The following is a 223-nucleotide window of genomic DNA, read 5'->3' as shown; positions in this document are numbered from 1 at the left end:
ATTCTCACTGATCTTTTCGTTACTCATACCGGCATTCTCACTTGTATAATGTCCAGCGCTCCTTACGGTACACCTTCAACCCTTATACAACGCTCCCCTACCCCTGATGCATAGCATCAAGCCATAGCTTCGGTGGTGTGTTTAGCCCCGTTACATTTTCGGCGCAGAGTCACTCGACCAGTGAGCTATTACGCACTCTTTCAATGGTGGCTGCTTCTAAGCC

Annotated in this window: 1 rRNA gene; it reads right to left on the bottom strand. The window is 48.9% G+C overall.

The features are described from left to right. A 23S ribosomal RNA gene (locus WFI24_RS34640) occupies window positions 1-223 on the bottom strand; the annotation flags it as partial.

The organism is Paenibacillus sp. USHLN196, from assembly GCF_037144955.1.
GTDB lineage: Bacteria > Bacillota > Bacilli > Paenibacillales > Paenibacillaceae > Paenibacillus > Paenibacillus xylanexedens_C.
This window is presented reverse-complemented; position numbering and strand designations above follow the sequence as displayed.